This window comes from Paratractidigestivibacter sp. (assembly GCF_052362415.1).
In the GTDB taxonomy this organism is placed as follows: domain Bacteria; phylum Actinomycetota; class Coriobacteriia; order Coriobacteriales; family Atopobiaceae; genus Paratractidigestivibacter.
On record NZ_DAWEMK010000093.1, the window covers coordinates 4,636 to 5,437 of the forward strand.

The window sequence follows — 802 nt, forward strand, 5'->3', positions numbered from 1 at the left end:
GAGGAGCGAGATCCCCGCCTTGCCCGCGCCGTCGGCGCGCACATCGGCGCGGAAGCCGACGATCTGGGCCTCGGCGGGGGTGCCGTCCGTCAGCTCGAAGCGCTTTACGTTTTCGGCGGTGACCTTCCCGTCCGCATCGGCGAGCCCGGCCTCGACGACGATTCGCAACCCCTCCTCGTCGGAGCCCGCGGCGGCGATCTTGTCCGCGACCTCGGCGAGCTCGTCCCAGCTGTAGTCGTCCAGGGCCCTGGGGCGCGTCAGGCCGAAGCAGTGCGTGCGCCACGCGGCGTAGCCGACGCCGGCGAGCGCGACGGCGCCCACGCCGGCGAGCAGCGCCCGGCGGCTGAGGACGATGTTGCCCTTGGCCTGCGGCTCGTTCGCATGAGCGACTCCTGGCGCGCCGGCGCCGCCTGCGCTGGCCGCGGCGCTGACCGCGCCCGCCGGCCGCCCTGCGCCCGCGACGCCCGCGGCCGGCTTCCCCTCCATCGAGAGATGCGTCCCCTTGGCCACTGCCCTCGCGAACTCGCTCGGCTCCGGCGCGCGGTCCGGCTCGTACTTCTCGCCCCGGCGCCAGGCGTGCAGGCGCCCGAGCAGCTCGGCCGCGTCCTCGCGCTCCTCCTGGCGCGCATGGATGCCCGCCGTGATTGCCTCCACCAGCGGCTCGTCCTCGGGGCACGCGGGCTCGAGCGGAGCGGGCTCGCCCTCGGTCTTGAGCGCGTAGGGCGACGCAAGCGGGGAGGAGGCGACGTCGAACGGCGTGCGCCCGGAGTACATCTCGTACAGGACGCTGCACAGGGCGTAG

The 802-nt window shown here is 74.9% G+C and carries 1 protein-coding gene; it reads right to left on the reverse strand.

The window, feature by feature from the left end:
* On the reverse strand, positions 1–802 hold an 802-nt coding region (locus tag ACT84W_RS08530; RefSeq protein ID WP_444328900.1), incomplete at both ends, for a hypothetical protein.